Here is a 25,560-nt window from a genome sequence, read left to right on the forward strand (position 1 = left end):
CACTTCCCGGGACGCATCACGAGGCACCGACACCGCGGCGCATACTTCGGTATGCTAGTGGACATGTCCTCCACGACCCGTATCACCGTGACGCTGCCCAGCGACCAGGTGGCGGAGCTCCGTAAGCTCACGGACAACGTTTCCGGTTATGTGGCAGAGGCAGTGGCCCGGCAGATCAGGCACCAGCTCATGGGCGATGATCTCCGACGCCATGAAGAGGAGCACGGCGCCTTCACCGACGAGGAACTCGCGGAAGCCCGAGCCAAGATCTTTGGCACTGCCGGCACCAGTCGGCGCACGGACGCTGCATGAGTGAGCGCTTCGAGACCGTCGTCCTGGACTCGGAAGGGCTCTCAGCCTGGCTTGCGCAGAACCGCAAGCTGCTCGCGATGTTGAAGGTGTTCAACGACACCGGGGCCGATCTTGTCGTCGGGGCAAACACCATCGTGGAGGTCAGCCACACCCGCATGAACTTCTCTCGCCTCAATTGGGCACTGTCGCGGGTGAAGGTTGAGCCGGTCACGGAGCAAGCCGCGAAGGCCGCCGCCGAACTCCTCAAGGAGACCGGTCTGCACGGCCACAAGTACGCCATCGACGCCACCGTGGCCGAAGTGGCACTGCGTCAGCCAAGGCCGGTGGCGCTACTGACATCCGACACCGACGACATGGTCAAACTCTGCGGCGACCACGTCCGCGTCATCAGTCTCTGACCCTCGGCGTGAGTCGGCCCTTCCAGGTCACGACAGGGCGTCCTCGACCGTCGTCTGCCAGTACGTGACGCGCAGCGAGTTGTCGATGTGGACGTCCTTGGCCTGGAGAGTGGCTTCGGCCATTTCGTCGCTGCCCTGGAAGCCGATCTGCAGGCTCTGGGCCGTGTAGCCCTCGCCGCCCCGGCCGTCGCCGGCGGAGAGGATCACGGCCGCGTAGCCCTTCTTGCCGGGGCGGAGCGACGTGACCGCTTGCGGCTTGGTGTGCTCCATGACCGGCGGGACGGACTGGGCACCCTCGAACTTGACGATGGGGTAGCCGGTCAGGTCGCACATCTTGGAGCCCGTGTTGGTGATCGTGAGCAGCATGTGGTTCAGCGGACGCGAGACCGGCGTGGCCACGACCTTGGTGTTGTCGGCGGTGCAGGGCACGCGGTTCGCCGGGGCGTCCGGGTCGGTGTCCTTGGCCGGTGCCGAGGCGCGGCCCCCTCCCTTGCCCGTGGCACCCGTGGCGCCGGTGGCACCGGAGGCACCGGGGGCCTTGGAGGCGGCCGTCCCTTCGGGCTTCGGGGACGGATCGTCCTGGGTCACCGCGTCCGAGGACTGCGAGGCGGCGCCCTCCTCGCGGACTCCCTCTCCCTTGTCACACGCCGTCAGGGCGAGCGCGGCGATCGCCAGGGAGGCGACGGCGAGCAGACGGGGGCGGCGGACGGAGGCGCGCATGGCGGATCTCTTTCTTCATGGGGCAGGCAGCGGAGCGCCGCTCGACCGGAGGCGGGAGCGGCGTGCTTGGATGACGAAAGCTTGTGCGACGCCGTGCCCAAGGCGCCAGCTCCGCTGGCCGGTTAGGGACGCTGGAACGTTGACACCGGCTCTGACCTGGGGGAATGGGTGTTCTCTGGAACGAGGACATGGGACGGAGGAGTGGCGTGGAGGCAAGCGATCTCGCGGAGTCGCTGCGATCGCTGAAGGAGCGGTCCGGCTTGAGTTACGGGGTGCTGGCCAAGCGGCTGCACGTCAGTACGTCGACCTTGCACCGGTACTGCAACGGGTCCACCGTGCCGACGGAGTTCGCTCCGGTCGAGCGGCTGGCCCGCCTGTGCAAGGCCACTCCGGAAGAGCTGATCCGGATCCACCGGCAGTGGATCCTCGCGGACGCGGCGCGGGGCCGTAAGCCACGGGCGGGCGAGGCGTCAGCCGATGCCGAGGCCGGTGCCAGGGCCGCCGTCCAACCGGAATCCATAGTTCCGATCGAGACGGCGGCCTCGGCCCCGGTGCCCGAAGCGGTGTCCGCGCCTTCCGGTTCCGGCGGTACGCGGTCGGGCGAGGCGGCCGACCCGCCCGCGTCGAACGGCCGCCCACAGCGCGAACGGCGGTCCCGGAAAGCCGTGCTGACCGCTCTGGCCGTCACCTGCGTCATGGGTTCCGCCGCGCTCGCCGTCAGCCTCACCGGTGGCGGCGGTGACGACGGCCGAGGAGCCCAGCCTGCCGGAGCCTCCTCTTCCAGGGGTGTCGCGGTGCCCGGGCCCCAGAAGCCCGGCAAGCCCGGGAAGAGCCCGGTCGCCACGCCGTCCTCCTCCCCGGAGGAGGAGAAGAAGAAGGGCGACGAGTCCACCGCCTCCGCCGGGCCGGACGCCGGCACCGCGTCCCCTTCCTCCGCCGGCCGGCAGGGCGGCGGTGACGACCCGGGCGGCGACGACCAGGGTGACGCTCCACTGACCGCCCATACCCGGCCCTTCGCCTACGAGAGCCCCTGCTCCCAGAGCTTCCTGGTCAACCGGGAGCCCGGGCAGATGCCGAAACCCCCCATCGAGCAAGACGCGCCCGCCTGGGTGTCCGAACTCGGAGCCGTCTCCGCCGACAACCAGTTCGTCAAGGTCACCTTGCAGGGGACCGGTACGGAAACAGTCGTGCTCGAAGAACTGCACGTCCGGGTGGACGGCATGAACGCGCCGCTCGCCTGGAACACCTACGCCACGGGTGTCGGCTGCGGCGGTGACGTGGCGACGCGGTCCTTCGGCGTCGACCTCGACGCCGGGTCGCCCGCCCTCACCCCGATCGCCGGTCAGCGCGCCTTCCCGTACAAGGTGAGCCGGACCGATCCCGAGGTCTTCTACGTCATGGCCGATGCCAAGCGACACGATGTGCGATGGCATCTGGAAGTGCAGTGGTCCAGCGGCGGCCGGCGCGGGGTGCTCAGGATCGACGACCAGGGAAGGCCCTTCCGCACCAGCGGTTCCACGGGCAGGCCCTCCTACCAGCAGCCGCCGGGGGATACGCGGTGGTCGCCCGCCCCGGTGGGCTGACCCGTCCGGATTCCACCGGAGCGTTCCACGGTCCTGCTGTTTCCGCAGGTCAGGCGGTGTACATCCGTTCCGGCTTCCCGGAAACCCCGGCAGACCTTGATGCCGTGACGGGCGCCGCCGCAGGCTGATCAGGCCTCGGGGAACACCGGGGCGTCCAGCGGTCACCGACCCGTCATCAGGAGAAGTCCCATGCGCTTCGCTCGTCTCTTCGCTTCCGCCGCCCTGTCCGGTGCCGCCGTTCTGGCGACGGCGGCCGTTCCCGCCCAGGCCGCCCCGCAGACGGACCGGGGCCCGGTCCGGGCGCTCTGCTCGACCTCTTCCGCCGACCACCGTGCGGAACGTGAGCCGCCCGATCAACCACCAGCTGCTGACCGTCACCAACACCGGCGCCAAGTCCTGCACCCTCATCAAGGCACCGCTCCTGGGCTTCGACAACGACCAGTCCGTCGGCGCCCAGGCGATCGAGGAGTCAGCGCCGCAGTCGGTCGTCACGCTCAAGCCCGGTCAGTCCGCCTACGCGGGCATCCGCCTGTCGTCTGCCGACGGCTCCGGGGAGAACGGGCGCGACGTCCGCACCCTGCACGTCTTCCTCGACGCCGGTGACGGCTCCGAGGGCGGACCCGACTCGATCGCCCTCCCGAAGGGCACGTGGATCGACGACAGCGCGGCCGTCACCTACTGGCAGTCGAACGCCGCCGACGCCTTGGTGTGGTGACCACGACGGCCCCGGAGCCCACGGCGCCCACGGCGCTGCGGGTCAACGCACCTGGCGCGTGGGCGCCTCGGCGCGGGCCCGGGAGCCCGTGATCGTGATGGCGCCGGAAGGGCAGATGTAGGCCGCCTGGTGGGCCTCGGCGGCTTGGCCGGGGGATGGCCCGGCGTCCAGGAGGACGACCCGGCCGCCCTCGGCGTCCTGATCGAACACCTCGGGGGCGGTCAGTGCGCACATCCCGGCTCCCAGGCACCGCTCGCGGTCGACGCTGATCTGCATCGCTCTACTCCTCGTCCCAGGTGACGGGGAGCCGGTGCACCCCGTAGATGTTCATGCCGGTGCGCAGCGGCACGTCCTCGGGCGGGACGGCGAGGCGCAGGGTCGGAAAGCGCGTGAGGAGCGCCGGGAGGGCGACCCGCATTTCGACACGGGCCAGTTGCTGGCCCAGGCACTGGTGGATGCCGTGGCCGAAGGCCAGATGACCGGTGGCCTTCCGGCGCAGGTCGAGGGTGTCGGGATCGTCGAACCGGGCCGGGTCGCGGTTGGCGGCCTGGACGGAGGCGGTGACCGACTCGCCGGCTCTGATCAACTGCCCGTCGAGTTCGACGTCCTCGAGCGCCGCTCGGATCCCGGTGTGGGTGATGGTGAGGTAGCGCAGGAGTTCCTCGACGGCCTGGTCGGCGAGGCCCGGGTCGGCGCGCAGGGCGGCGGCCTGTTCGGGGTGGGTCAGCAGGGCGAGGGTTCCGAGGCCGATCATGTTCGCGGTGGTGTCGAGGCCGGCGGCGAGCAGGAAGCCGGCGATGCCGGCGAGTTCCTCGTCGGTGAGGTCGGTGGTGGTCAGATCGCTGAGCAGGTCGTCGGTGGGGCGGGCCCGCTTGGCCGGGATCAGTTCCCGGAAGAACTGCCCGAGACCGGTCAGGGCGGCGAGCTGGTCCTTCACGCTCGCTCGTGGGTCACCGATCGCCCCGGCCCGCTCCTTGAAGGACCCGCGCTCGGCCTCGGGCACACCGAGGAGTTCACAGATCATCAGCGCCGGCACGGGGTAGGCGAACGCCTGGACCAGATCCACGGCCGGTCCTCGGCGTTCCATGGCGTCGAGGTGTTCGGCGGTGATCCGCTCGACGCGTTCGGTGAGGGCGCGCATCCGGCGGACGGTGAACTTGCCGGCGAGCAGCCGCCGGTAGCGGGTGTGCTCGGGCTGGTCCATCCCAGTGAGGTCACCGACCGTGGCCGGCGGGATCTCCACGCCCTCCGCGCCCGGGAACGGGTAGTGCATGAGTTCGTACCGCGAGCTGAACCGGGTGTCGGCGAACACGGCCCGGACCGTGGAGTGTCCGGTGGCCAGCCAGCCGACGTGGCCGTCGGGGTAGCGCAACCGGGTGAGCGGCTGCCGCTCCCGCAGTTCCGCCAGTCCGGTGGGCGGGTCGAAGGGGCAGCCCGGGGGGCGTGCGGTCGGTAACGTCACCGGCTCTTCGGCGGCCTCTGCGGTGGCCTCTGCGGTGCGTTTCGTCGGTGGTCCTTGCTGCATGTTCGTCCTCCGGCCGGGGCGTTTGGCAGGGCGTCGCGGGGCGCGACTGCGCCCTGTGACGCCATCTTGGCATCATGATGATGCCACCACAAGGGGGTTTGGCACCCTTGTGGCTCCACTAGCACCACGGTGGCACCTTCGGCTGCGGACCGTCTTGGCCGCCTCTCGCCTGACCGGCGGTCCTTTGACCTGCGGACCGTCCTTGCCGCCGCACGCCTGACCGGCGCCCCTTCGGCTACCGGCCGGTGGTGCCGCCTGCGGCGGCGAGCGCCCTGCGGGCGCGTCCTCAATCGCCGGACGGGCTTGATGTGGCTGGGCCCGGCCCCAGGATCACGCCCGGTAAAACCAGCCCGTCCGGCGATTGAGGACAACCGCCGCGCAGCGGTGGTGCGGAGCAGTACGGGCCGACGCCCGAACCGTCAGGCTCGGTCGTCCGTCCCCGGAACCTTCGCCGTGGCGATCGCGATGCGGTTCCACGTGTTGATCGCGAAGATCAGGGCGAGCAGCCGGGCCAGTTCGTCGGGGGTGAAGTGGGCCGCGGCCTCGGCGTAGACGTCGTCCGGGACGCCGCCCGCCGGGAGCAGGGTGACGGGCTCGGTCAGGGCGAGGGCGGCGCGTTCGCGGGGGGTGAAGAAGTGCGGGGCGTCGCGCCAGACCGCGACCATGTGGAGGCGCTCCTCGCTCTCGCCCGCCTTGCGGGCGTCCGAGGTGTGCATGTGCAGGCAGTACGCGCAGCCGTTGAGTTGCGAGGAGCGGATCTGGACGAGTTCGACCAGGGCCGGGTCCATGCCCTCGCGGGCGGCGGCGTCGAAGCCGATCAGGGATTTGAACGCCTTCGGGGCCGAGCGGGCGAAGTCGATACGGGCGGGCCGGGAGGGGGCGGGGGTGCTGGCTTCCGTCGTCATGATCTGGACGGTACGTGCCTGATCGACCGGCGGTAAGGTGCATTCCCATGGCGGAGAACTGGGTCAATTGGGCGGAGCGGATCGGCCGCGACCTGCATCTGGAGCTGACCGGTCCGGGAAGCCGTCGCGCGGTGCTCATCCGGGCGCTGCGCGATGCCGTCCGCTCGGGTCAACTGGCGCCGGACACCCGGCTGCCGCCCTACCGTTCGCTCGCCGCCGACCTCGGGCTGGCCCGTAACACCGTCGCCGACGCCTACGCCGAGCTGGTCGCCGAGGGCTGGCTGACCGCCCGTCAGGGTTCCGGGACCCGGGTGGCCCGGCGGGCCGCGCCCCCCAAGCCCGTACGGGTGCCGAAGAAGGCACCGGCGGGCCCGCCCCGGCCCACGCACGATCTGCGGCAGGGGCAGCCCGATGCCGCCTCGTTCCCCCGTGGTGCCTGGCTCACCGCCGGCCGTCGCGCGTTGCACGCCGCGCCCAACGACGCCTTCGGGCCCGGCGATCCGCGCGGGCGGCACGAACTGCGGCGGGCGCTGGCCGAGTATCTGGCGCGGTCCCGTGGGGTGCGGACCGACCCCGAGCGGATCGTGGTCTGCTCGGGATTCGCGCCCGCGCTGCGGCTGTTGTTCGGGGGTGTGCTGCGCGGGCCGCTCGCCGTGGAGTCCTATGGGCTCGGTTTCCACCGGTCGCTGCTGGCCGCCGCCGGGGTGCGCACGGTGCCTGTCGGCGTGGACGAACACGGGGCCCGGACCCATGAGTTGGCCGGGCACAAGCAGGTGCGGACCGTGCTGCTCACGCCCGCCCATCAATTCCCGACCGGCGGGCCGCTGCATCCGGGGCGGCGCGCCGAGGTCGTCGACTGGGCGCGTGCCCGGGGCGGGCTGGTGCTGGAGGACGACTACGACGGGGAGTTCCGCTACGACCGGCAGCCCGTCGGTGCCGTGCAGGGCCTGGATCCCGAGCGGGTCGTCTACATCGGGTCGGTCAGCAAGAGCCTGTCCCCCGCGATCCGGCTCGGCTGGATGGTGCTCCCGGACCATCTCGTCGACCCGGTGCTGGCCGTCAAGGGCGACCGGGAGGCGTGGGCGGGAGTCCTCGATCAGCTCACCCTCGCGGATTTCATCGATTCCGGCGCGTACGACCGTCACCTGCGCCGTATGCGGCAGCGCTACCGCGACCGCCGTGACCGGCTCGTCGCCACGCTCGCCGACCGCGCCCCGCACATCCGCGCCACCGGTGTCGCGGCCGGTCTGCACGCCGTGCTGGAACTGCCGCCCGGCACCGAGCAGTCCACCCTCAAGGCGGCCACCTGGCAGGGGCTCGCCGTGGACGGCCTGGCCGGCTTCCGCCACCCGGAGGCCACGACGGAGGCGAACGACGGCCTGGTCGTCGGCTTCGGCACCCCGCCCGACCACGCCTACGGTGCCGCCCTGGACGCCCTGTGCGGCGCGCTGCCGCCGGCGTGACGGGCGGGGGCCGGCCGGACGCGTCCTACAGCTCGTCCTCCACCGGGGCCTCCTCCATGAGCCGCTCGGCGATGTCGTCGGCCCACGACTGGGCCCAGCGGCGCAGCGCGGCCGTGGCGGTGTCGTCGAGCCCGTACCCGGCGAACTCCCGGTCGTCGATCCACTCCGACCGTTCCAGCCGTGCCTGGAGGTCGGCCAGGTCGAACGCGTCCCGCCCATGGCGCCGGCCCCACTCCTCCAGCTCGGCGTGGGACCAGCGGTCGGACGCGGCCCACACGTCGACGAGGTCCCGGGCGAGCCCCAGGTCCGCCAAAACCCGCGTCTTCAGGCCGACCGCGTCCTCGACGGCGAGGACGGGCCCGTACGCGCCCGGTACCGGAGGGCGCCACAGCGTCTCCTTGGCGAGGTCCACCACGCACACCTCACCCGGCTCGTCCGTGGTGCCCGGCTCCGGGTCCCGCACCGCGAGCCGGGCCGCCAACGGCTCGGCCGCCGTCTCCTCCACCCGCCAGCCCCGCGCCTCCAGGCCCGCGCGCAGGGCCGCGGCGACGTCCGGCATCGGCGTCGGCGTCTGCGTGACGAGGTCCAGCGTGCGGCTCGGGCGGTCCACCAGCCCGTGCGCCTGCAGGGCGTAGCCGCCGCCGAGGACGAGCCCGTACGGGGCGCCCACGTCCAGCACATCGGGCAGCAGCCGCCGGTGCGGACCGAAGAGCCTCACGCGGCGCTCCGAGGGGCCGGGGGCGTCCGGGTACGCGAGGTCAGACGGCATGGGCGCGATTATTCCGTACGGCCGCGCCCGGGAGCGGGAGCCGACATGGCTCACCAGGCGGTTACACCTGTCACGCCGCACACCTCCTGCAACAGCCGTTCCGCGTCGTCCACGCCGATCTCGACCAGGTGCGGAGGGTCGTCGTCCCGCGCGTCGCGGAACCGGAACATGGCATCGCTGGGCGACCACCAGCCGAAGCGGGAGAAGACCGTGTCGTCGTGGTGTTCCGCCGTCCGGCGCTGCCGGAAGACCGTCGTGGGGGGTCTGCCCCTGCTCCAGGCGGCGTCGTCGGCGTACAGCGCCCAGAAACGCACCGCGTCGTCGTGGCGCGGGGGCTCGGTGGGCCGCACCCGGGGCAGCTCCGACTCCAGGTCCCGCACCGGGATGTCGTCGTAGCGCTCGCGCTGGCGGGCCCGGGCCCGTTCCTCCTGCCCGCTCGACAGGTCCCGGCCGTCCGCTCCGGCCGGCCGGTGGCGGCTGGAGCGGTACCGCGCGTAGTCGTCGTGGTTCTTGTGCCGGGCCCAGTAGCCGCCGGGCGAGTAGAAGCGGATCTCGAACTTCCGGGGCGTGTCCGCCTCGGTCCACTGCCACGCCGTGTGCAGCGCCTGGTGGAGCGGGTCGTTCCGGGTGTCCCGTTCCGCGCCCGGGACGGGTGCGAAGCCTTCCTCCCGCAGCAGCGCGTACGTCCGCTCGACGCCTTCGGCGAAGTGCTCCTCCCGCAGGGTCAGCGTGTAGCGGTTGAGGTCGACGACCCGCTCGGTGATCTTTTCCAGCGGTACCCGCGCGGCCAGCCGCCCGGCGCTCCGGATCCGGAAGGCCTCCAGCCCCTTGAGGCGGTGCTGGGGCTCCCGCAGCGTGCCGTCGTGCTCGGCGGTCCGCCGCAGGACGTCGGCCATCACGTCGTCGAGGAGCGCCACGTCCGAACGGGCCTGTTCCCAGCGGGCGCTGAGCGCCGCGTTCTGGTCGGCGGTCAGCTCCAGGTGCGCACCGAAGTCGGCGAGCCGGCGCCGCCAGGCACCGGTGCCGGTGAGGGTGGGGATGTGGGTGGGGGTGTTCGTGCCGGTCGTCACAGCTCGGTCGCCCCCATCACGCCGCACAGGCGGTACAACAGCCGCTCGGCCCCGTCGCGGTCGATCTCCACCAGGTGGGGAGGGTTGGACGGGCGGGTGTCGAAGAAGTCGTGGACGGCCGTCGTCGGCGCCCAGGCGTTGCCGGTCGCGAAGGCCTCGTCGTAGATGCGCTCCGGGCTGCGCCGGCGCCGCACCACCGTCGTGGGCGCCGCGCCCGCCCGGTGGTCGGCCTCGTCCGTGTAGTGCGCCCAGTACCGCACCCACGCCTGCCGGTCCGCCTCCAGTTCGGCGGCCCGCTCGCCGGTCACCGGGTGCAGTTCCTCCGGCTTCGGCGGGTGGACGTCGCCGTGCTCCCGGACGGTGTGCCACTGCCAGTCGAGCAGCGACAGGTACTCCCACTCCGTACCCATTCGCCGCCACAGGGCGCGCGGCCGGCGCTCGGTAAAGGGGGGGTCGGCCTCCAGGCCGTAGGTGAAGCGCCGGTCCGCCCAGCGTCGTCGTCCGGCCGCCGCCTCGGCCATGACAGTGGTCAGGGCGTCGCTGTCCGTGGGGTCGGCCGGCGGGTCGGGTACATGGCCCGATTCGCAGTCGGTGATCGGGTAGTTCAGCCGGATGCGCTCGATCGTCGGCCAGAGCTGGTTCTGGTGCCAGTGGGTGAGGTCGGTGCCCACGCGCGCCGGGTCGGCGTCCCGCTGTGCCGCAGCGCGCCAGGAGGACCAGAGGGCGGCCAGCTCTTCGACGACCCCGCCGTGGGCGGGCCAGCACGGGGCGATGCGGAGCTGGGGGTGGGTGACGTAGTGCGCCCGGAGCCAGTCGACCCAGGTGGCCAGGTCCTGCCAGTCGCGCTCGGACGCGCGCAGGGTCCAGGGCAGTTGGCCGCCCTCGTCGGCGATCGCCCCGCTCTCCAGGGCGTTCAACCGGTCGACGACACCGATCAGCGCGCCTTCCACCTCGCCGTAGTCGTGTTTGACGGTGAGCGCGAAATCCTTGATCTGCGCCACCACGCTCTCCTGCCACGGGCGGAGGCCGGCTATCTCCTGGCGCAGCCGTGCCACCTCCTCGTGGAGCGACTCCGGGCCCTCCTCCACCTGTTCCCCCATCCGCTGCCGTCGCACCTGACCGGCGAATGGGGCCTCCCGTACGCGGCGCACGAGGCGCGAACCGTACGCAACGATCCCCCCGCCGGACCGTTGCGACGGTAACACCCCAGGTGGAACAGGCTTCTCAGACTCCTCGGCGGCGCCTGCCGGGCGTCAGCGGGTCGCCGCGGCGCGGGTCTCGCGCCAGAGGGGGCTGTCGACGTAGTGGTTGTCGAAGCGCTCCGAGGACGCCTTGATCTCCTCGACGGCCGCCTCGCCCTTGTTGACCCGGTCGAGCAGACGGTAGTAGTCGAAGCGGTCCATGCCCGGGGTGAAGACGAGCAGGGCATCGGCGAAGGTGCCGGGGGCGGGCGCGAAGGCGTGGGGCATGCCCGGGGGCACGGCCAGGAAGTCGTTCTTCTCCAGGATGACGACGCGGTCGTCGACGAGGACCTGCAGCGCGCCGTCCAGGACGAAGAACATCTCGGTGGCGCGGGTGTGGAAGTGCGGGGGGGCCCCCGCGACGCCCTCGTCGAGGATGGTGCGGTTGGTGGTGACCGCGCCGCCCGTGCGGTCGGAATCGGCGATGAGGGTGATCAGGCTGCCGGGGGCGTCGGCGGTGACCTCCGCGTCGGCCTCCCGGACGAGGACGAGGTCGTGGGGGCGGGGGAACTCGGTGCCGGTCATGGGGTGCTCCTTGCTGCGGGATACGTGCCGGAAGTGCGCGGAGGACGCGCGGTGTTCGCCGCTCGCGCTGCTCTCCGCGGCTTCACGACTCCGAATCTAGGCCCGCAGGCGACCGGCCCCATGGTTCATTTCCCCGCCGGGTTCATGGGTCAATCCCTCCGTCCCGCCGGGGACGCGGGCCGAGGGGCCCCCACGCCTCCGTACCCCTCCGTACCGGCCGCCCGGCCCCCCGCGAACGCCAGGGAGCCGCCCCCGGGGTGAACCCGGGGGCGGCTCCGTGGTGTGCCGTTGGTGTCGGGGAGGTCAGTGGCGCTCGTCGGGGTGGCGGTCGCCGCGGTTCTTGCCGTGTCCCTCGTGGTGATCGTGCTGCTCGGCGCGGTTCGCGGAACCGTTGCCGGACAGGATCGGGAGCTCGTCCAGGATGTGCGACAGCGGGTCGTCGCCGTCGTTGATCGTGGAGTTCTCGGTGCACATCTGCTGCTGCTGCGAGGACAGGATCGGGATGTCCTGGAGCCCGACGTTGATGAGACCGACGAGCGACTGGGCGCCCAGCTTCCCGATGCCGATGCAGGGCTTGTTGAGCGAGCCGTTGATCAGGCCCATCTGGGGGCTCATATAGCCGCCCGTGTAGGTGTTGCCGTACATCTGCGCGGCGCCGTTGGCGTTGGCGACATCCTGGCCGTCGTTGCCGATCGCCATTGCGGGGCCGGCCATGGTACCGACCGCCGAAACCGACAGCGCGGCCGTGGCCACTACCTTCTTGATCACGTCTATTTCCTTCGCTCTGGATCAACGAATTACGACAGCTACCTGTGCAACTCGCGAAAAGGCGGGAAGGTTATTCCTCTTCACCCGTTCGGCCGAGCCGTGACCCGGCACAGGAAAAACCCCCCGCAGCGGGGCCCGCACACCCGCCGCAGGGGGATTTCACCACGCTCGGTACTTCGGTCAGTGACCGTTCGCCGAACCGTTGCCCGACAGGATCGGGATCTCGTCGAGGAGGTGCGAGAGCTGGTCGTCGCCGTCGCTGATCGTCGAGTTGTCGGTGCACTGCTGCTGCTGCTGCGACGTGAGGATCGGGATGTCCTGGACGCCGATGTTGATCAGCGCGACCAGGGACTGGAGGCCGATCTTGCCGATTGCGATACAGGGCTTGTTGAGCGTGCCCTGGATCAGGCTCATCTGCGGGCTTTCCTTGCCCCCGGTCTTCGTGTTGCCGTAACCGGTCTTCGCAGCGTTGCCATTGGCGACGTCACCACGATCGTCGCCGACCGCCATCGCGGGGCTGGCCATGGCGCCGACGGCGGAAGCCGTCACCGCTGCCGTGGCGAGAACCTTCTTGAGCACGTCTATGCCTTTCGCTCGTGTTGCGCCCCCACTGGGAAAGCGTTCTGAATAACTCCGGCCTTTGCCAGAGGTTCCGGGCTTTCACTCATTCGCACCATTGGGAGCGCCACGGGCCCCGCCATCGGCCGACCGGAATCGGCGTGACGGCGGTGAATACCGGCCCCGGTGCCGGCCGGGACACCGAATTAACGGGACCGGTGAATCATCGGGTACGCCGACGATAGGCAAATATGCTGGGAAGGGTCACATAGCGGTACTGCCCGCCGCGCTCGCTGTCCAGCTCGCCCCGGTCGACCAGGTGCGAGACCGTCCACGGGGAGAGGCCGAGCATGGACGCGGCGGTCCGCACGGGGACGCTCAAACCGTCGAAGACGTGCGGAACGGGCTCGTCCGGGGCGTAGTCGTACCGGCTGTAGTCGTACTGTTCGGCGGCAAGGTGTCGTGCCATGCGGACTCGCACCGTCCCCTCGGTCAGAAGTGTCGTTCGCAGATGCCGTACGACTCGGGTGTGTACGGACTGGTGGATCTCCGGGCCCGCCCATGGCGGGCCCGGGTGCGGGCGCGCGTGGCTACGGCGGGCCCGGCCGGCTCAGCCGTCGTACGGGCGCTGGGTCTTGGCGTGCCGCAACGCGTGGGCCCACCAGGTGAGTTGGTCGAGCAGCGTGGTGGCCGCGGCGTTGGCGGCCTCGGGGTCCTTGAGACGGCCGTTCTCGTCGAAGCGGTCCCAGGCGTTGTGGAAGCTGACCGTGTCACGGGTGGTGACCGCGTGCAGCTCGGCGAAGACCAGCCGCAGGTGTTCCACCGCGCGCAGGCCCCCGGACAGTCCGCCGTAGGAGACGAAGGCGACCGGCTTCGCGTGGAACTGGGGGTTGTGCCAGTCGATCGCGTTCTTCAGGGCCGCGGGGAAACTGTGGTTGTACTCGGGCGTCACGACGACGAAGGCGTCCGCCTCGTCCAGCCGCGGGGTCAGCGTGCCGAGCGCCCGGACGATGTCCGGCGGCGGGCTCGTGGACGGGGCCACCGAGCCGAGTGCCACTTCCGCGAGATCGATCAGATCGACGTCGAACTCGGGCCGCCGGCGCGCCCGGTCGGTGAACCAGTCTGCGATCACCGTGCCGAACCGGCCCTCGCGCACGCTGCCGATGATGACGGCTAACCGCAGTGGGCCGTCGGTCGGTCTACCGGACACGGGCGTCTCCTCGCGTGGGTACGCATGAGTGATGAGTGAGCGAGCCAGCCGCGTCGGCCGATCCGCCGACGCCCCCCTTCGCATCCACCCGACTTACTTGCCGCCGGGTTGGTGCGCATATTCGGAAGATTAGACAGCCACTAACCGGGCGTCAAGTACGTTATTCTGCACGCCTTGTCATCCCGCAAGATCGCGGTTCCGGGACCCGCCCGAGCGAAGGGAACAGCCGATGGGGAGCACGCCACGACCTCGCCGTAGCAACACCCGGCAGCACATCCAGGAGGTGGCCCGCGACTTCTTCATGGAGCGGGGGTACGAGAAGACCTCCCTACGGGAGATCGCGGACGAACTGGGCGTCACCAAGGCGGCGCTCTACTACCACTTCCGCACCAAGGAGGACATCCTCGTCAGCCTGTTCTCCGATGTCGGCATCGCACTGGACGAACTGATCGACTGGGGGCGGCGGCAGCCCCGGACGCTCGCCGTCAAAAGGGAGTTGCTCGACCGCAGCAGCGTGATCTTCAGCGGCGCCGCCCCGCTGTTCAACGTCCTCAACGCGAATCAGGCGACGCTCAGCGACCTGAGCGTGGGCCAGGACTTCAAGGACCGGGTGACCGCGCTCTCCGAGCTGCTCCAGGAGCCGGACAGCAGCGTCGCCGCCAAGGTCCGCTGCGTCACCGCGCTGCTCACCCTGCACTACGGCACGTTCGCCATCCAGCACATCGAGGGCGACCCCGAGGAGAAGCGGCTGGCTCTGCTCGCCGGCGCGACCGAACTGCTCACCGCCGCCTATTCCACGGCCACTTCGGCGCCCGCGGCGTCAACCCACGGCGTTCCGTCAGCCGCCGTGCCGAACGCGGAACCGACCGCTTCATAGGTACCCCGGGACGGTGGTGGTGCGCTCCGGCGCCTCCGCGGGGGCCGGTTCCTGCGCCATGATCTCTCCTCAGCACGCATGCGAAGCGCCCGGCCCGGTTACTTGCTGGCCGACGGGCTAGATAGGTCCGACGAACGCAGGAGAGAGAGCCCATGGGCAGCACCCCCCAGGCGCGCAGGAGCGACACCCGCGAGCGCATCCAGAGCACGGCCCTGGAACTCTTCGTCTCGCAGGGGTACGAGAAGACCTCGCTACGCGAGATCGCCGAGGCGCTCGGCGTCACGAAGGCCGCGCTGTACTACCACTTCAAGACCAAGGAGGACATCCTCACCGCGATCTCCGACGAACTCGGCCGTCCCGTCGACGAACTCATCGCCTGGGGCCAGGCCCAGCCCCCCACCCTGGAGACGAAACGGGAGCTGCTCGCCCGCTACAGCTCGGCCCTGCGCGAGGCCGCCCCGCTCTACAGCATCCTGCAGGAGAACCAGGCGGCGCTGCGTGAACTGTGCGTGGGCCGCAAGCTCACCGAGCGGGTGATCACGATCTCCCGGTTGATGCACGCGGGCGACGCCCCCCTCCCTCATCAGGTGCGCCTTTCCAGCGCGCTGTTGACGGTCCACTTCGGCGCCTTCACCACCGCCCGGCTGGAGGGCGACGCCGAGACCAAGCGCAAGGCCCTGCTCGACGTCGGCCTGGAGATCCTGGAATCGACCCGCGAAGACGCCTGACGCGCGGCTCACGTCCGGCTCGCGTACCCGCTCGATGCGAAAGCAGGGGCACTTCTCTGTTGATCGAGGCGGGATTACAGTACCGACAGGTTGGTTTGATAGTGCATGCACCTGTTCGTGGCCGGAGGTAGCACGTGGCAAAGCAGGAGAGGGCCGAACGAACCCGCAGCGCGTTATTGACCGCGGCGGCGGACGTATTCGATCACGTCGGATACGAACGCGCCTCGCTCAACGCGATCAGTGAGGCGGCGGGGGTGACCAAGGGAGCGTTGTCCTTCCATTTCGCCACGAAGGCGGAGCTGGCCCGCGCGGTGCAGTCGACGGCCTGTTCCTCCTCCCGCGCGGCGCTGGCCGCGCTCGACCGGGCGCACCCGCCGTCGCTCCAGACGGTGATCGACATGACGCATGTACTGGCCCACCTGCTCGAACACCATGTGGTCGTCAGAGCCGGTATCCGGCTCTCCCGCGAACTCGACTACGCGCCGGACGCCGCCTACGACTGCACGGTGCTGTGGCGGGAACTGCTGGAGGACGTGCTGCGCCGGGCCGAGGACGACCGGGCCCTGGCTCCGGGCCACGATCCGCGCACCCTTACGGCCCTCGCGCTGACCATGGCCACCGGCACGGAACTGCTCGTGCGGACGCCGTCCCCGGGCCCGGACGCGGCCTGCCCGGCGGACGGCCCGCGCGATACCGGGCGCGACTGGCTCGCGCAGTTCTGGCAGCTCGTGCTCCCCGGCATGGCAGAACCGGGCGGGCTCCGCCCGACGGGAACGGTGGGACCCTGCCGGGTCCCTGGTCCGTCGGCTGCGCGGTCGCGCTAGCCGTGCCCCGTGCCGGGCCCTTGCCGCCCGCACCACCGCTGCGCGGCGGTGTCCTCAATCGCCGGACGGGCTAAACCCAAGCCCGTCCGGCGATTGAGGACGCGCCCGCAGGGCGCTCAGCCGCCGCAGGCGGCCAAGATGGCCCGCAGGCCAAGAATCCACCGACCGGGCGAGCCCGTCGTCAAAGTCCCGCCGGCCAGGCGAAACGCGTCAGGCCACCCCCACCGGCATGCCCGCCCGTTCGGACGCGGCGGCCTCCTCGGCCGCCTGCCGTACCTTGGTCTCGCGCAGCCGCTCGGCCTCGGCCAGGGCGCGGGCGCCGCGTCCGGGGGCCATGTCGAGGCGGGCCAGTACCGAGGGGACGACCACGCTGGGCATCACGTGCTCGTAGAGCACGCTGGCCCGGCGTTCGAGGTCGGCGCGGTTGTTGATCGCCTGCGACATCGTGTTTATTCCGGCGTACGCGCCGACGATCAGCTCGGCGGTGTCGGAGGCCACCACGTGCGGCAGCACCTCGCCGCGCTCCAGGCCCTCGTGCAGCACCTGGATGTGCAGTTGCGTCCAGCCGTGGAACGGCCCGCTGCGGTTCAGGCTCGTCGAGCCGTGCTCCAGCGTGAGCCGGACGCTGCCGCGCAACAGGGCGTCGTCGGCCAGCCGGTGGGCGAAGAGCATGCCCATGTCCACCAGCTCCTGCATCTTGGACGAGCCGGGCAGCTCGGGCATGGGCGGGGCCTGGGAGACCTGGGCGTCGATGACGGCGAGCGCCAGCTCTTCCTTCGAGGTGAAGTGGAAGTACAGCGCTCCCTTGGTGACCTCGGCCCGCGCCAGGATCTCCGTGATCGTGGCCGCGTCGTAGCCCTTCTGGTCGAACACCACCGCGGCCGCTTCCAGGATGTTCTGCCGAGTCCTGATCGCACGGTCCTGCTTTGCCACGGTGTGCCTCCGAATCAGTAAGTCGCCCGCACCGCGTCCCGGCGGTGTGGGGCGAGACGCGTGTCCCGCATGCCGCTCATCGCCCCCCTGCAAACCAAACCGGCAAGTACGTAATCCTACCCAACTCCCGCGCCACAACAGGCCCGAGCGAGCTGACGGGACGCACCAGAGTCACACCATTGTGAAGCCCCCGTCCACCGGCATGGTCGCTCCGGTCACGAAAGAGGAGCGGTCGCTCAGGAGCCAGGCGGCGGCCTCGGCGATCTCCTCCGGCGCGGCGGTCCGGGGCTGCGGCGTCGCCGCGTGCAGCGCCGCCTCCATCCCCGGGTTCTTCGCGAACCAGTCCTCGACGACCTCGCTGCGCGTGGTGCCCGGCGCCACCGCGTTCACCCGGATGCCGGAGGCCGCGTACTCCGCGGCGGCGGCCTTGGTCAGCCCGATGACGGCGTGCTTGGCGGCCACGTACGGGGCCGCCACCGGAGTGGCCAGCAGGCCGCCGACGCTGCTGGTGTTGACGATGGCGCCACCGGTGCCGGCGTCGAGCATGACGGCGATCTCGTCCCGGAGGAAGTTCCAGACGCCGCGCAGATTGACGTCCATGATGCGGTCGTAGAGGTCGTCGTCCATGAGGTGCAGGGGTGTGCGCCCCTCGCCCCAACCGGCGTTGTTGAACGCCACGTCGAGGCGTCCGTAGCGCTCGACGGTGAACGCGACGGCCCGCGAGGTCTCCTCGCGGCGGGTCACGTCCGCCACCACATGGGCGGCCTCGGCGCCCCGCGCGCGCAGTTCGGCCGCGAGATCGCGCAGGCGTTCCTCGCGGCGGGCGGTCAGCACGACCGTGGCGCCCTCCCGGGCGAACACCCGGGCGGCCGCGGCGCCGATGCCGCTGCTCGCTCCGGTGATCAGTGCGATCTTGCCGCCGAGGAGCCCCCGGGCTCCGTCGGCCGTGTGGTCACCGGTCATCGCGGGGACCCTCCGTTTCGTGTGGGGTGGTGGTGGCCGGGGCCCAGAGCGTGCCGGTGGCGGCCTCGGCGTCGAGGGTGCGCAGCAGCGGCTCGTCGATGGCCGGGAGGGAGCCGACGATGTGCCGGACACCCGCCTCGCGCATCAACTGGCCCTGGAACCCGTGGGGAAAGCGGGGCGGGTGGCCGATGAAGGCCGTGCCGAGCGTACGTGCGGCGTCGGCGACCCGTGCCACGTCGTCGATGAACAGTGCCTGGTCGTATTCCAGCCCGAACAGGTCGGTGACGATCTCGTGGACACCGGGCCGGAAGTCGTTCGTGCAGACATAGCCGGGGCCGTCGAACAGATCGGCGAACTCCCCAAGGTGCCGCCGGAAATGGGTGTCGTCGAGGCCGCCGTAGCAGACGGTGCGCAGTCCGAGGGATCGCAGCCGCCGCAGCAACGCGGCGGCCCCGTCGAGAAGGTGTAGCGGGTGCCGTTCGAGATAGGCGGCCCGCTCCTCGAAATAGACCTCAAGGACCTTCTCCGGTGTCCACGGCACGCCCGCCATCGCGCCGAGCGCCCGCGCGGCGACGCGACGGGGCTGCGAGAAGACGGCACTCTCGACCTCGGCGGTGTAGCACCCGCCCCGGCTGGTGACGAAGTGATGGATCACCGGACTGAAGGTGTCGTCGAGCAGGACTCCGTCGATGTTGACGGCTGCCAGCCTTAATCGGCGCAGCGGCTCCGCGGTAGCGGTCATGGGGGTCCTTTGGAAGGGGACGGTGGCGTGGGGTGAACGCCTGGATCAAACCGTCCAGTACGAATGTAGACAGGCGAGAGCTAGGTCACAGGAGAGCTGAGGGGGCCTCAACTACCTCGTATGGTAAGGAAGCCAGCGGGGGAAAATAAAACCGGCTAGTACGTATCTTCTCAACTCTTCCGTTCCCGTTCCGAGGCCGCCCGGCCGCGTCGTACTTGATCCAGGGGGAGCCATGTCCCAGACCTCCGTACCCGCACCGAGCACGCCGGGCCGGCCGCGACTGACCACCACGGTGCCACGGGAGTTCGTCCACCGGGCGGCCGTCGCCGAGGTCCTGCTGACCGGGTGGCGCAGGCTGGACGAGCTGCGGTTCCAGGTTTCTGCCCAATGGCCGCGCGGGCACAGCTTCTTCACCCCCGTCCACGACTCCCGGCTCGGCACGCGGCACGACCCGATGCTCATCGCCGAGACCGTCCGGCAGATCGGATCCCTTCTCGCCCACGCGGAGTTCGACGTCCCCCTCGGCCACCAGTTCCTCATGTGGAGCCTGGACTACACCGCCCGCCCCGAACGGCTCGGAGTCGGCTTCACCCCGGCCGAACTGGAGTTGGACGTCACCTGCTCGCAAGTGCGGAGGCGGTGCGGGGCGTTCGCCGGGATGCGGTACGACGTGGTCTTACGACGGGACGGCCGGCTCGCGGCGACCGGTGGCGCCGGTTTCACCTGCACTTCGCCCGAGGTCTACCGCAGACTGCGCGGGCCCCGGCTGACCGGACCCCCCGCCACCCTGGGCTCCCCCGTCTTCCCCCCGCACGTCGGCCGGGCCTCGGCGTTCGACGTCGTCCTCTCGCCCGCCGACCCGGCCTGCGGCGGAAGCCGCGGCCGGCCCGTCGAGCCCCCGCGTGCGGAACCCCGCCGCTCCGGCCGCTGGCAACTGCGCGCCGACCTACGGCACCCGATCCTCTTCGACCACCCCGTCGATCACATCCCGGGCATGGTCCTGCTGGAAGCGGCGCGGCAGGCGGCTCTGGCCCTCGCCCCCGGCTCGGCCACCGGCCCCACGTCCCTCACCAGCGCGTTCCACCGCTACGCCGAGCTGAGTGGCCCGTGCTGGATCGCGGCCGAACTCGGCGAGCCGGACCCCGCCGGCTCCACCGTCACCCACGTCAGCGGCCACCAGGACGACGAGCTGCTGTTCACCTGCGCCATCACGACGGCGGCGGCACGGACGGCAACGCCGCGGGAGGACTTCGGCCGCGGGCCGTCTTCGCCGCCCGCCGCGGCACGGCGCCCGGCGGGCGCGTCCCCGCTCGCCGGACGGGCCTGAACCGGCCGACCCGCCGGAACAGGCCCTAGTCCTCCTGCTCGTTTCTCTTGGCCTCGTCCTCCGTGACCGACACCGGATCCTTCTTCGGGGCTTCGTGCCGGTCCGCGGGCTTGTGGTCGTCGACGACGTCCTGGGGGAAGGTCAGCTGGTCGCCCATCCACTTCATCGCCGGTGAGATCTCCCGCCGCCAGGTCGTGAAGTGGTGGCTGCCCTCCGCGAGGATGATGCTGGCCTTGGTCATGGGCGGTTTGACCGCGTCGAGGAACTTGGTGGTGTCCCCGAAGTTCTTCTCGCCCTTCTCACTGCTGGCCACGAGCACCGACACCCGGGGGACCGGCATGTTCTCCAGCCGCCAGATCAGATCGTGCTCGCGCCGGCGCTGCTTGCCCTTCTCGCCGCCGCCGAAGAGATCGCCCGTGGTGGGGTCGTTCTTGATCTTGTAGTCGGGGGAGAGGGCCGCCGCCGTCGGATAGACATCGGGCGCGCGCAGCGCCAGCTCCAGGGCGCAGGTGCCGCCCGAGGAGTAGCCGAGGGCGCCCCAGGCGCTGGCGTCACGGCCGACCCGGTAGCTGCTGCGCAGCGCCTCGGGCAGGTCCTTGGTGAAGAACGTCTCGGCCTGCGGGCCGTCCGGCACGTCCACGCACTCGGTGTCGCGCGGCGGGGCGATGGTCGGCGAGACCATCACGATCACGGTCGGCTGGAGCTGCTTCTCGGCCTGCAGCCTGGCCGCCGTCTGCGGCACCTGGAGGTGCTGGGCGAGGCTCACCGTGCCGCCCGGGTAGCCGCTGATGGTCACCATCACGGGGAAGCGCTGGCGCGCGTACTGCTTCTGGAAGTACTGCGGCGGCAGATAGACGAAAGCCGGGTTGATCACGTTCGAGCGGCGGCCGACGATGCGTACGGACTGCACCTTGCCGACCTGGTCGGCGGGGCCCTTGGGGAGCCCGTGCACCTTGTCCAGCCCGTTCGGGCCGGCGGGCTGGACCAGCCCGCCCTTGGTGGCCCCGACGGTGCCGGCTCCGCCGTTCCTGCTGAACCCGGTGACGTTGACCGGCGACTTGTCGACCCGTCCGAGCAGCTGGTCCCACGAGGAGTAGAAGGGCCCCATGCTGATGTTGACCGCGAGGGCCAGGACGGCCGTGAGGGACAGCTGCGTGAGCGTGATGGCGCCGAGCCGTCCCAGCACGGGCAGCGGGCCGCGCCCGGAGAGCCTCGGCCACAGCCAGACCGTGAGCCCCACACACAACACGGCGGCGAACGCCACCGCGTACAAGAGCGACCGACTGGTCAGGCCCATGTGCCCCTCAACTCCCTGCCCCCGTGGTGGGTACTCACGTTCGGTCGAGCCATTTCACCGAAGAAGAGGCGGGAAGGGGCGGATAAGGTTGCCCTGCACCTATTTCTTACCCGGCTCTTGTCCTGCCCGTGGCTTGCCCGACCCGTGCCGTTTCCGGCGCCGCCACGGCGGGCGGGCCGCCCGACGGGCCCCGTCGTCCCGGCTCCGGGGCGGGTGGCCGGGGGCCGCATTGGGCAGGAAGGTCGCATGGGCGACGTCTTCTTGCGCAGGTTGAGCCGCTGGCAGGCGGATCAGTACCGCGAACAGCTCGCGGATCTTCACGGGTCGGCATACGAGGACCCCCCGGGCGAGGCTTTCGACGGCCGCGCCCGCTTCATGGACCGGCTGGCGCAGCACGCCGCGCTGCCGGGGTTCGACCTGGTCGTCGCCGACGACGGCGGGCCGGTCGGCTGCGCGTACGGATTCCCGGTGGCGCGGGACGGGAGCCACTGGCAGGGGTTCGTGGGACCGGTCCCCGAGGACCTGGAGGAGCTGACGGCCGCCGGCCGGGTCTTCGCCGTCGCCGAGCTGATGGTCCTGCCCCGGCGCCGCCGGCTCGGCATCGGCAGGCGCCTGCACGACCGGCTGCTGTCGGGGACGGGCGCGACGCTGGCGGCCGGGTTCCTCGCACCGGACGCGGTGGGGGCGCGGTTCGCCTGCCAGGCCTGGGGCTGGCAGGCCGTCGGACGGGTACGGCCGCCCGCGCCGGAGCAGGAGCGGTGGGTGTGCACCCGCCCGCTGCGCCGGTGACACCGTATGGCGGCAGATCACGATGCATGACCGCAGATAGCGTCAGATGACGGGATCAGGGTGAGGAGACTGGCCGAACCGGCCCTTCCGCTGGATGGTGGGGGAACGGTCGCGCGGGGGCGGGCCGTTGGAGGGCGGCATGACCGACGAGCGCGAGGCCGAGGGCCGTAGGAGCACCACAGCACACAGGGGCGGGGGCGGCGACCCGGGGAGTGGCGCGGTCGGCGCGGGCCGGGGTTCCCCGCGCCGCATCGCGCGGGACGCCCTCGGCAATCCCTATCTGGAGGGCCATTTCGCTCCCGTCCACGACGAGATCATCGCCGTGGACCTGCCGGTGACCGGCCATCTCCCCGAGGCCCTGCGCGGCCGCTATCTCCGCAACGGGCCCAATCCGCTGAGCGTCGCCGATCCGGGGGCGCACTACTGGTTCAGCGGCGAGGGCATGGTGCACGGGGTGCGGCTGCGCGACGGCCGCGCCGAGTGGTACCGCAACCGCTGGGTGCGCTCCGACGCGGTCGCCGGGCGGCTGGGCGAGAAGCTCCTGCACGGGCCGCGCCATCTGGACATGGACTTCGCGCCCAACACCCACATCCTGCACTTCGCCGGGCATCACCTCGCGCTCGTCGAGGGCGGCGCGCTGCCGTACGAGCTGGACGACGAGCTGTTCACGATCGGCCCGTTCGACTTCCACGGCACCCTGCCCGGCGGGCTCGCCGCGCACGCCGTCGTCGAACCGGCCACCGGCGAACTGCACGCGGTCGCCTACTGCTGGGCCTGGCCGTACGTGCGGTACCTGGTGGCCGGGGTCGACGGCTGCGTCCGCCGCCGGGTCGACATCCCGGTTTCGGGCCGCCCGATGATGCACGACTTCTCGCTCACCGCACGGCACGTCGTGCTGTACGACCTGCCGGTCGTCTTCACTCCCCACGCGGGCCGCCCGGCCGGCGGTTTCCCGTACGCGTGGGACCCCGCGCGCGCGGCCCGGCTGGGCGTGCTCCCCCGCTCCGGCGGCCCGGCGGACGTGCGCTGGATCGGGATCGATCCCTGCTTCGTCCTGCACCCGATGAACGCCTACGAACGCGACGGGTTGATCACCGTCCACCTCGTCCGCTACGACCGGCTCTTCGACGGCCCCCGGCCGGGGCCGGGCGAGCGGCCCGCGTATCTGGAGCGCTGGACCGTCGACCCGGTGGCCGGACGGGTCACGCGGGCGCGGATCGACGACCGCGCGGTGGAGTTCCCGCGCGTCGACCCGCGCCGCCTCACCGCCCGGCACCGCTTCGGCTATGCCGTGGCGGAGGCGGCGGGGTACGGCGTGCCGGCCGGGCTGGTCAAGTACGACCTGGAGCGCGGCACGAGCGAGGAGTACCGGGTCGCGGCGGGCGGTGACATCGGGGAGGCCGTGTTCGTGCCGTCGCGGCCGGGGGCGGCGGAGGACGACGGCTGGCTGCTGTCGTACGCCTTCGACGCGGAGCGCGGCGCGACGGACCTGGTCGTGCTGGCCGCCCGGGACATCACGGCGGGACCGGTGGCCCGGGTCCATCTGCCGGTGCGGGTACCGCTCGGGCTGCACGGCAACTGGATCCCGGACGCGGGGTGATGGCCGGATGGCGCGGTGGCCGTACTGTCCGACAGTGTGAGTGCGAAAGCGACGGGTATCGACTTTTGAGGCCACTGAGACGTAGCAGACGCACTCCCTGGGGGTGGCGCACGAAACGGCTCGCGAGGGTCGAACACGCCGGGCAGGGCTTGACGGCTAGCCTTACGTAGCCGTCCCGCCCTGGGACTTATCACCCCACTACGGACATTTCATCGCACCCGAGACACGTGAAGGACTTCTCCACATGGGCATTCGGAGTCTGCTGAGGAACGCGTTCGGCCGGTCCAGGAAAACCGAGCGCGACGAACCGAGCCTGCCCCAGCAGAACGCGGGGCCGGACACCGTCGACAGCGCCGGGGCCGCCGAGTCCGTCTCCGCGACCGTGCCCGCACCGGCGGGAGAGGTCAACCCGGCGGTCACGGCCCCGGTGCTGCCCGCACAGCCGACGGCTCCGCCGGCCGGCGCGCGGCCGACGCCGCCGCCGGTGGTCGCGGAGCCGGTGGTCGCGGAGCCCGTGGCCGCGGAGCCCGTCACGCCCGCCGAGGCCGTCGCGCCCGCCGCGCCCGCCGAGGCCGTCGCGCCCGTCGCCGACGAGCCCGCCGCCGAAGCCGTCACCGCCGAGCGGGTGCCCGATCCGGGGCCGCTCGATCCGATTCCGGGCCCGGTGCCCACCCCCGATCCGCATCCGCACCCGGAGCCCGAGCCGACTCCGATGCCGTCCCCCAAGCCGATCCCCGAGCCGGAGCCCGTCCCGGCCCCGGACCCGCACCCGGTGCCGGAGCCCGCCCCGGGCCCGGAGCCGACGCCCACCCCGGAACCGGCCCCCGGCCCGGCCCCGGAGCCGGCCCCGGCGATGACGACGGCCCTGACGACGGCACCGGCGACGGACGCGGCCACGGAACCGGCCACGGAGTCGGCGGCCGTCGCCCCGGCCATCTCCCTGGAGAAGGTCCGGCAGTCCGCGCCCGAGCTGGTCAGCCTCTACAAGGCGGCGGCCGTCTCGCTGGAGAAGCAGGGCCTCACCGGTCAGCGGGCGGCCGTCTACCTGGTCCTCGACCGGTCCGGCTCCATGCGGAACTACTACAAGGACGGCACGGTCCAGCACCTCGCCGAGCAGGCCCTCGGCCTCTCCGCGAACCTCGACGACGACGGCACGGTCCCCGTCGTCTTCTTCTCCACCGACGTCGACGGCACGGCCGATCTCGACCTCACCAACTACGGTGGCCGGATCCAGGAGTTGCACGAGGGCCTCGGCCACATGGGCCGGACCAACTACCACTGGGCCATCGAGGCCGTGGTCGCGCACTACGAGAAGTCCGGCGCCAAGGACCCCGCCTTCGTCATCTTCCAGACCGACGGCGCCCCCACCAGCAAGGCCGCCGCCGAACGCGCCCTGTGCGCGGCGGCGAAGCACCCGATCTTCTGGCAGTTCGTGGGCTTCGGCGACCCCGACGCACGCGGCTTCGACTTCCTCCGCAAGCTGGACGACCTGGCGGTCCCGGAGAAGCGCGTCGTCGACAACGCGGGCTTCTTCCACGCGGGCCGCGACCCGCGCGCCCTGACGGACGCCGCTCTCTACAAGGAACTCATGGTCGAGTTCCCGGAGTGGCTGATCGAGGCCCGCGCGGCGGGGATCGTCGGCTAGGACCTTTCACCCCTCACACCCGGGTGCACACCGCGCCCGGTGCGGGTGTGGGGCAGCACGGAGGTCGTGGGTA

Annotated in this window: 27 protein-coding genes and 1 pseudogene; 12 read left to right on the forward strand and 16 right to left on the reverse strand. The window is 71.4% G+C overall.

The features are described from left to right. Positions 1 to 63: 63 nt before the first annotated feature. Positions 64 to 312, forward strand: coding sequence for a type II toxin-antitoxin system CcdA family antitoxin (locus ACZ6MA_RS20285; protein WP_469435278.1), 249 nt, complete (start codon positions 64 to 66; stop codon positions 310 to 312). Beyond that, entirely contained in the window at positions 309 to 710 is a 402-nt protein-coding gene (locus tag ACZ6MA_RS20290; RefSeq protein ID WP_469435279.1) for a DNA-binding protein, read from the forward strand. Before ACZ6MA_RS20285 ends, ACZ6MA_RS20290 begins: the two co-directional genes overlap by 4 nt. 27 nt (positions 711 to 737) lie before the next feature. Here ACZ6MA_RS20290 and ACZ6MA_RS20295 read toward each other — a convergent pair whose 3' ends face one another. Further along, positions 738 to 1,430 (reverse strand): DUF4232 domain-containing protein, encoded by a 693-nt coding sequence (locus tag ACZ6MA_RS20295; protein ID WP_469435280.1) that lies wholly within the window; start codon positions 1,428 to 1,430, stop codon positions 738 to 740. Between the two features lie 206 nt (positions 1,431 to 1,636). Between ACZ6MA_RS20295 and ACZ6MA_RS20300 the strand changes: the two genes are divergently transcribed. Both ACZ6MA_RS20300 and ACZ6MA_RS20305 read left to right on the forward strand, forming a co-directional pair. Then, on the forward strand, positions 1,637 to 3,013 hold the full coding sequence (locus ACZ6MA_RS20300) for a helix-turn-helix domain-containing protein (protein ID WP_469435281.1): 1,377 nt from the start codon (positions 1,637 to 1,639) through the stop codon (positions 3,011 to 3,013). 340 nt (positions 3,014 to 3,353) lie between these two features. After that, positions 3,354 to 3,728 carry a DUF4232 domain-containing protein gene (locus ACZ6MA_RS20305; protein WP_469435282.1) on the forward strand — a complete coding sequence of 125 codons (375 nt, stop codon included), beginning with the start codon at positions 3,354 to 3,356 and terminating at the stop codon, positions 3,726 to 3,728. 42 nt (positions 3,729 to 3,770) lie between these two features. Here ACZ6MA_RS20305 and ACZ6MA_RS20310 read toward each other — a convergent pair whose 3' ends face one another. The 3 genes from ACZ6MA_RS20310 to ACZ6MA_RS20320 all read right to left on the reverse strand — a co-directional run bounded on the left by ACZ6MA_RS20310 (position 3,771) and on the right by ACZ6MA_RS20320 (position 6,158). After that, complete coding sequence (locus ACZ6MA_RS20310) at positions 3,771 to 4,004, reverse strand: ferredoxin (protein WP_469435283.1); 234 nt, start codon at positions 4,002 to 4,004, stop codon at positions 3,771 to 3,773. Between the two features lie 4 nt (positions 4,005 to 4,008). Next, positions 4,009 to 5,253 (reverse strand): cytochrome P450, encoded by a 1,245-nt coding sequence (locus ACZ6MA_RS20315; protein WP_469435284.1) that lies wholly within the window; start codon positions 5,251 to 5,253, stop codon positions 4,009 to 4,011. A gap of 419 nt (positions 5,254 to 5,672) precedes the next feature. Next, positions 5,673 to 6,158, reverse strand: coding sequence for a carboxymuconolactone decarboxylase family protein (locus ACZ6MA_RS20320; RefSeq protein WP_469435285.1), 486 nt, complete (start codon positions 6,156 to 6,158; stop codon positions 5,673 to 5,675). 47 nt (positions 6,159 to 6,205) lie between these two features. On the opposite strand from ACZ6MA_RS20320, the gene pdxR reads away from it, so the two are divergent. Beyond that, complete coding sequence (gene pdxR / locus ACZ6MA_RS20325) at positions 6,206 to 7,621, forward strand: MocR-like pyridoxine biosynthesis transcription factor PdxR (protein WP_469435286.1); 1,416 nt, start codon at positions 6,206 to 6,208, stop codon at positions 7,619 to 7,621. 25 nt (positions 7,622 to 7,646) lie between these two features. Here the strand turns inward: pdxR and ACZ6MA_RS20330 are convergent, their stop codons facing one another. From ACZ6MA_RS20330 to ACZ6MA_RS20365, 8 genes and pseudogenes are all read right to left on the reverse strand, one after another. Next, the gene (locus ACZ6MA_RS20330; protein ID WP_469435287.1) at positions 7,647 to 8,390 is read right to left on the reverse strand and encodes a nucleotidyl transferase AbiEii/AbiGii toxin family protein; all 744 of its coding nucleotides are present in this window, start codon (positions 8,388 to 8,390) and stop codon (positions 7,647 to 7,649) included. A 50-nt stretch (positions 8,391 to 8,440) separates the two neighbouring features. After that, a complete protein-coding gene (locus tag ACZ6MA_RS20335) occupies positions 8,441 to 9,460 on the reverse strand; it encodes a hypothetical protein (RefSeq protein WP_469435288.1) in 1,020 nt (339 codons plus the stop codon). Next, entirely contained in the window at positions 9,457 to 10,560 is a 1,104-nt protein-coding gene (locus ACZ6MA_RS20340; protein ID WP_469435289.1) for a hypothetical protein, read from the reverse strand. The genes ACZ6MA_RS20335 and ACZ6MA_RS20340 overlap by 4 nt, the downstream gene beginning before the upstream one ends. Before the next feature lie 153 nt (positions 10,561 to 10,713). Beyond that, positions 10,714 to 11,226, reverse strand: coding sequence for a cupin domain-containing protein (locus ACZ6MA_RS20345; RefSeq protein WP_469435290.1), 513 nt, complete (start codon positions 11,224 to 11,226; stop codon positions 10,714 to 10,716). 378 nt (positions 11,227 to 11,604) lie between these two features. Then, positions 11,605 to 11,994 (reverse strand): annotated as a pseudogene (locus ACZ6MA_RS20350) (rodlin); the annotation flags it as partial. 180 nt (positions 11,995 to 12,174) lie between these two features. Then, the gene (locus tag ACZ6MA_RS20355) at positions 12,175 to 12,573 is read right to left on the reverse strand and encodes a rodlin (protein WP_469435291.1); all 399 of its coding nucleotides are present in this window, start codon (positions 12,571 to 12,573) and stop codon (positions 12,175 to 12,177) included. 202 nt (positions 12,574 to 12,775) lie between these two features. After that, positions 12,776 to 13,021 carry a hypothetical protein gene (locus ACZ6MA_RS20360; protein WP_469435292.1) on the reverse strand — a complete coding sequence of 82 codons (246 nt, stop codon included), beginning with the start codon at positions 13,019 to 13,021 and terminating at the stop codon, positions 12,776 to 12,778. A 141-nt stretch (positions 13,022 to 13,162) separates the two neighbouring features. Further along, positions 13,163 to 13,762, reverse strand: a complete 600-nt coding sequence (locus tag ACZ6MA_RS20365) for an NADPH-dependent FMN reductase (protein WP_469435293.1) — start codon at positions 13,760 to 13,762, stop codon at positions 13,163 to 13,165. Positions 13,763 to 13,991: 229 nt separating this feature from the next. Here ACZ6MA_RS20365 and ACZ6MA_RS20370 point away from each other — a divergent pair, with 229 nt between their 5' ends. From ACZ6MA_RS20370 to ACZ6MA_RS20380, 3 genes are all read left to right on the forward strand, one after another. Beyond that, positions 13,992 to 14,639 (forward strand): TetR/AcrR family transcriptional regulator, encoded by a 648-nt coding sequence (locus tag ACZ6MA_RS20370; RefSeq protein WP_469435294.1) that lies wholly within the window; start codon positions 13,992 to 13,994, stop codon positions 14,637 to 14,639. A 152-nt stretch (positions 14,640 to 14,791) separates the two neighbouring features. Continuing rightward, positions 14,792 to 15,367 carry a TetR/AcrR family transcriptional regulator gene (locus ACZ6MA_RS20375; RefSeq protein WP_469435295.1) on the forward strand — a complete coding sequence of 192 codons (576 nt, stop codon included), beginning with the start codon at positions 14,792 to 14,794 and terminating at the stop codon, positions 15,365 to 15,367. 134 nt (positions 15,368 to 15,501) lie between these two features. Beyond that, positions 15,502 to 16,191: a ScbR family autoregulator-binding transcription factor gene (locus tag ACZ6MA_RS20380; RefSeq protein WP_469435296.1), complete on the forward strand. Its 690-nt coding sequence runs from the start codon at positions 15,502 to 15,504 to the stop codon at positions 16,189 to 16,191. A 210-nt stretch (positions 16,192 to 16,401) separates the two neighbouring features. Here the strand turns inward: ACZ6MA_RS20380 and ACZ6MA_RS20385 are convergent, their stop codons facing one another. From ACZ6MA_RS20385 to ACZ6MA_RS20395, 3 genes are all read right to left on the reverse strand, one after another. After that, complete coding sequence (locus ACZ6MA_RS20385) at positions 16,402 to 17,124, reverse strand: ScbR family autoregulator-binding transcription factor (RefSeq protein WP_469435297.1); 723 nt, start codon at positions 17,122 to 17,124, stop codon at positions 16,402 to 16,404. Between the two features lie 171 nt (positions 17,125 to 17,295). Further along, positions 17,296 to 18,087, reverse strand: a complete 792-nt coding sequence (locus ACZ6MA_RS20390) for an SDR family NAD(P)-dependent oxidoreductase (RefSeq protein ID WP_469435298.1) — start codon at positions 18,085 to 18,087, stop codon at positions 17,296 to 17,298. After that, the gene (locus ACZ6MA_RS20395; protein WP_469435299.1) at positions 18,077 to 18,829 is read right to left on the reverse strand and encodes an HAD family phosphatase; all 753 of its coding nucleotides are present in this window, start codon (positions 18,827 to 18,829) and stop codon (positions 18,077 to 18,079) included. Before ACZ6MA_RS20395 ends, ACZ6MA_RS20390 begins: the two co-directional genes overlap by 11 nt. Positions 18,830 to 19,061: 232 nt before the next feature. On the opposite strand from ACZ6MA_RS20395, the gene ACZ6MA_RS20400 reads away from it, so the two are divergent. Further along, on the forward strand, positions 19,062 to 20,156 hold the full coding sequence (locus tag ACZ6MA_RS20400) for a ScbA/BarX family gamma-butyrolactone biosynthesis protein (RefSeq protein ID WP_469435300.1): 1,095 nt from the start codon (positions 19,062 to 19,064) through the stop codon (positions 20,154 to 20,156). A 25-nt stretch (positions 20,157 to 20,181) separates the two neighbouring features. Here ACZ6MA_RS20400 and ACZ6MA_RS20405 read toward each other — a convergent pair whose 3' ends face one another. Continuing rightward, entirely contained in the window at positions 20,182 to 21,453 is a 1,272-nt protein-coding gene (locus tag ACZ6MA_RS20405) for an alpha/beta hydrolase (protein ID WP_469435301.1), read from the reverse strand. A 246-nt stretch (positions 21,454 to 21,699) separates the two neighbouring features. On the opposite strand from ACZ6MA_RS20405, the gene ACZ6MA_RS20410 reads away from it, so the two are divergent. The 3 genes from ACZ6MA_RS20410 to ACZ6MA_RS20420 all read left to right on the forward strand — a co-directional run bounded on the left by ACZ6MA_RS20410 (position 21,700) and on the right by ACZ6MA_RS20420 (position 25,487). Next, positions 21,700 to 22,242 (forward strand): GNAT family N-acetyltransferase, encoded by a 543-nt coding sequence (locus tag ACZ6MA_RS20410; protein WP_469435302.1) that lies wholly within the window; start codon positions 21,700 to 21,702, stop codon positions 22,240 to 22,242. A gap of 139 nt (positions 22,243 to 22,381) precedes the next feature. Next, positions 22,382 to 23,842, forward strand: coding sequence for a carotenoid oxygenase family protein (locus ACZ6MA_RS20415; RefSeq protein WP_469435303.1), 1,461 nt, complete (start codon positions 22,382 to 22,384; stop codon positions 23,840 to 23,842). A 244-nt stretch (positions 23,843 to 24,086) separates the two neighbouring features. Then, entirely contained in the window at positions 24,087 to 25,487 is a 1,401-nt protein-coding gene (locus ACZ6MA_RS20420) for a VWA domain-containing protein (protein ID WP_469435304.1), read from the forward strand. The last annotated feature ends 73 nt before the right edge of the window (positions 25,488 to 25,560 follow it).

Source organism: Streptomyces sp. NPDC042259 (assembly GCF_055582085.1).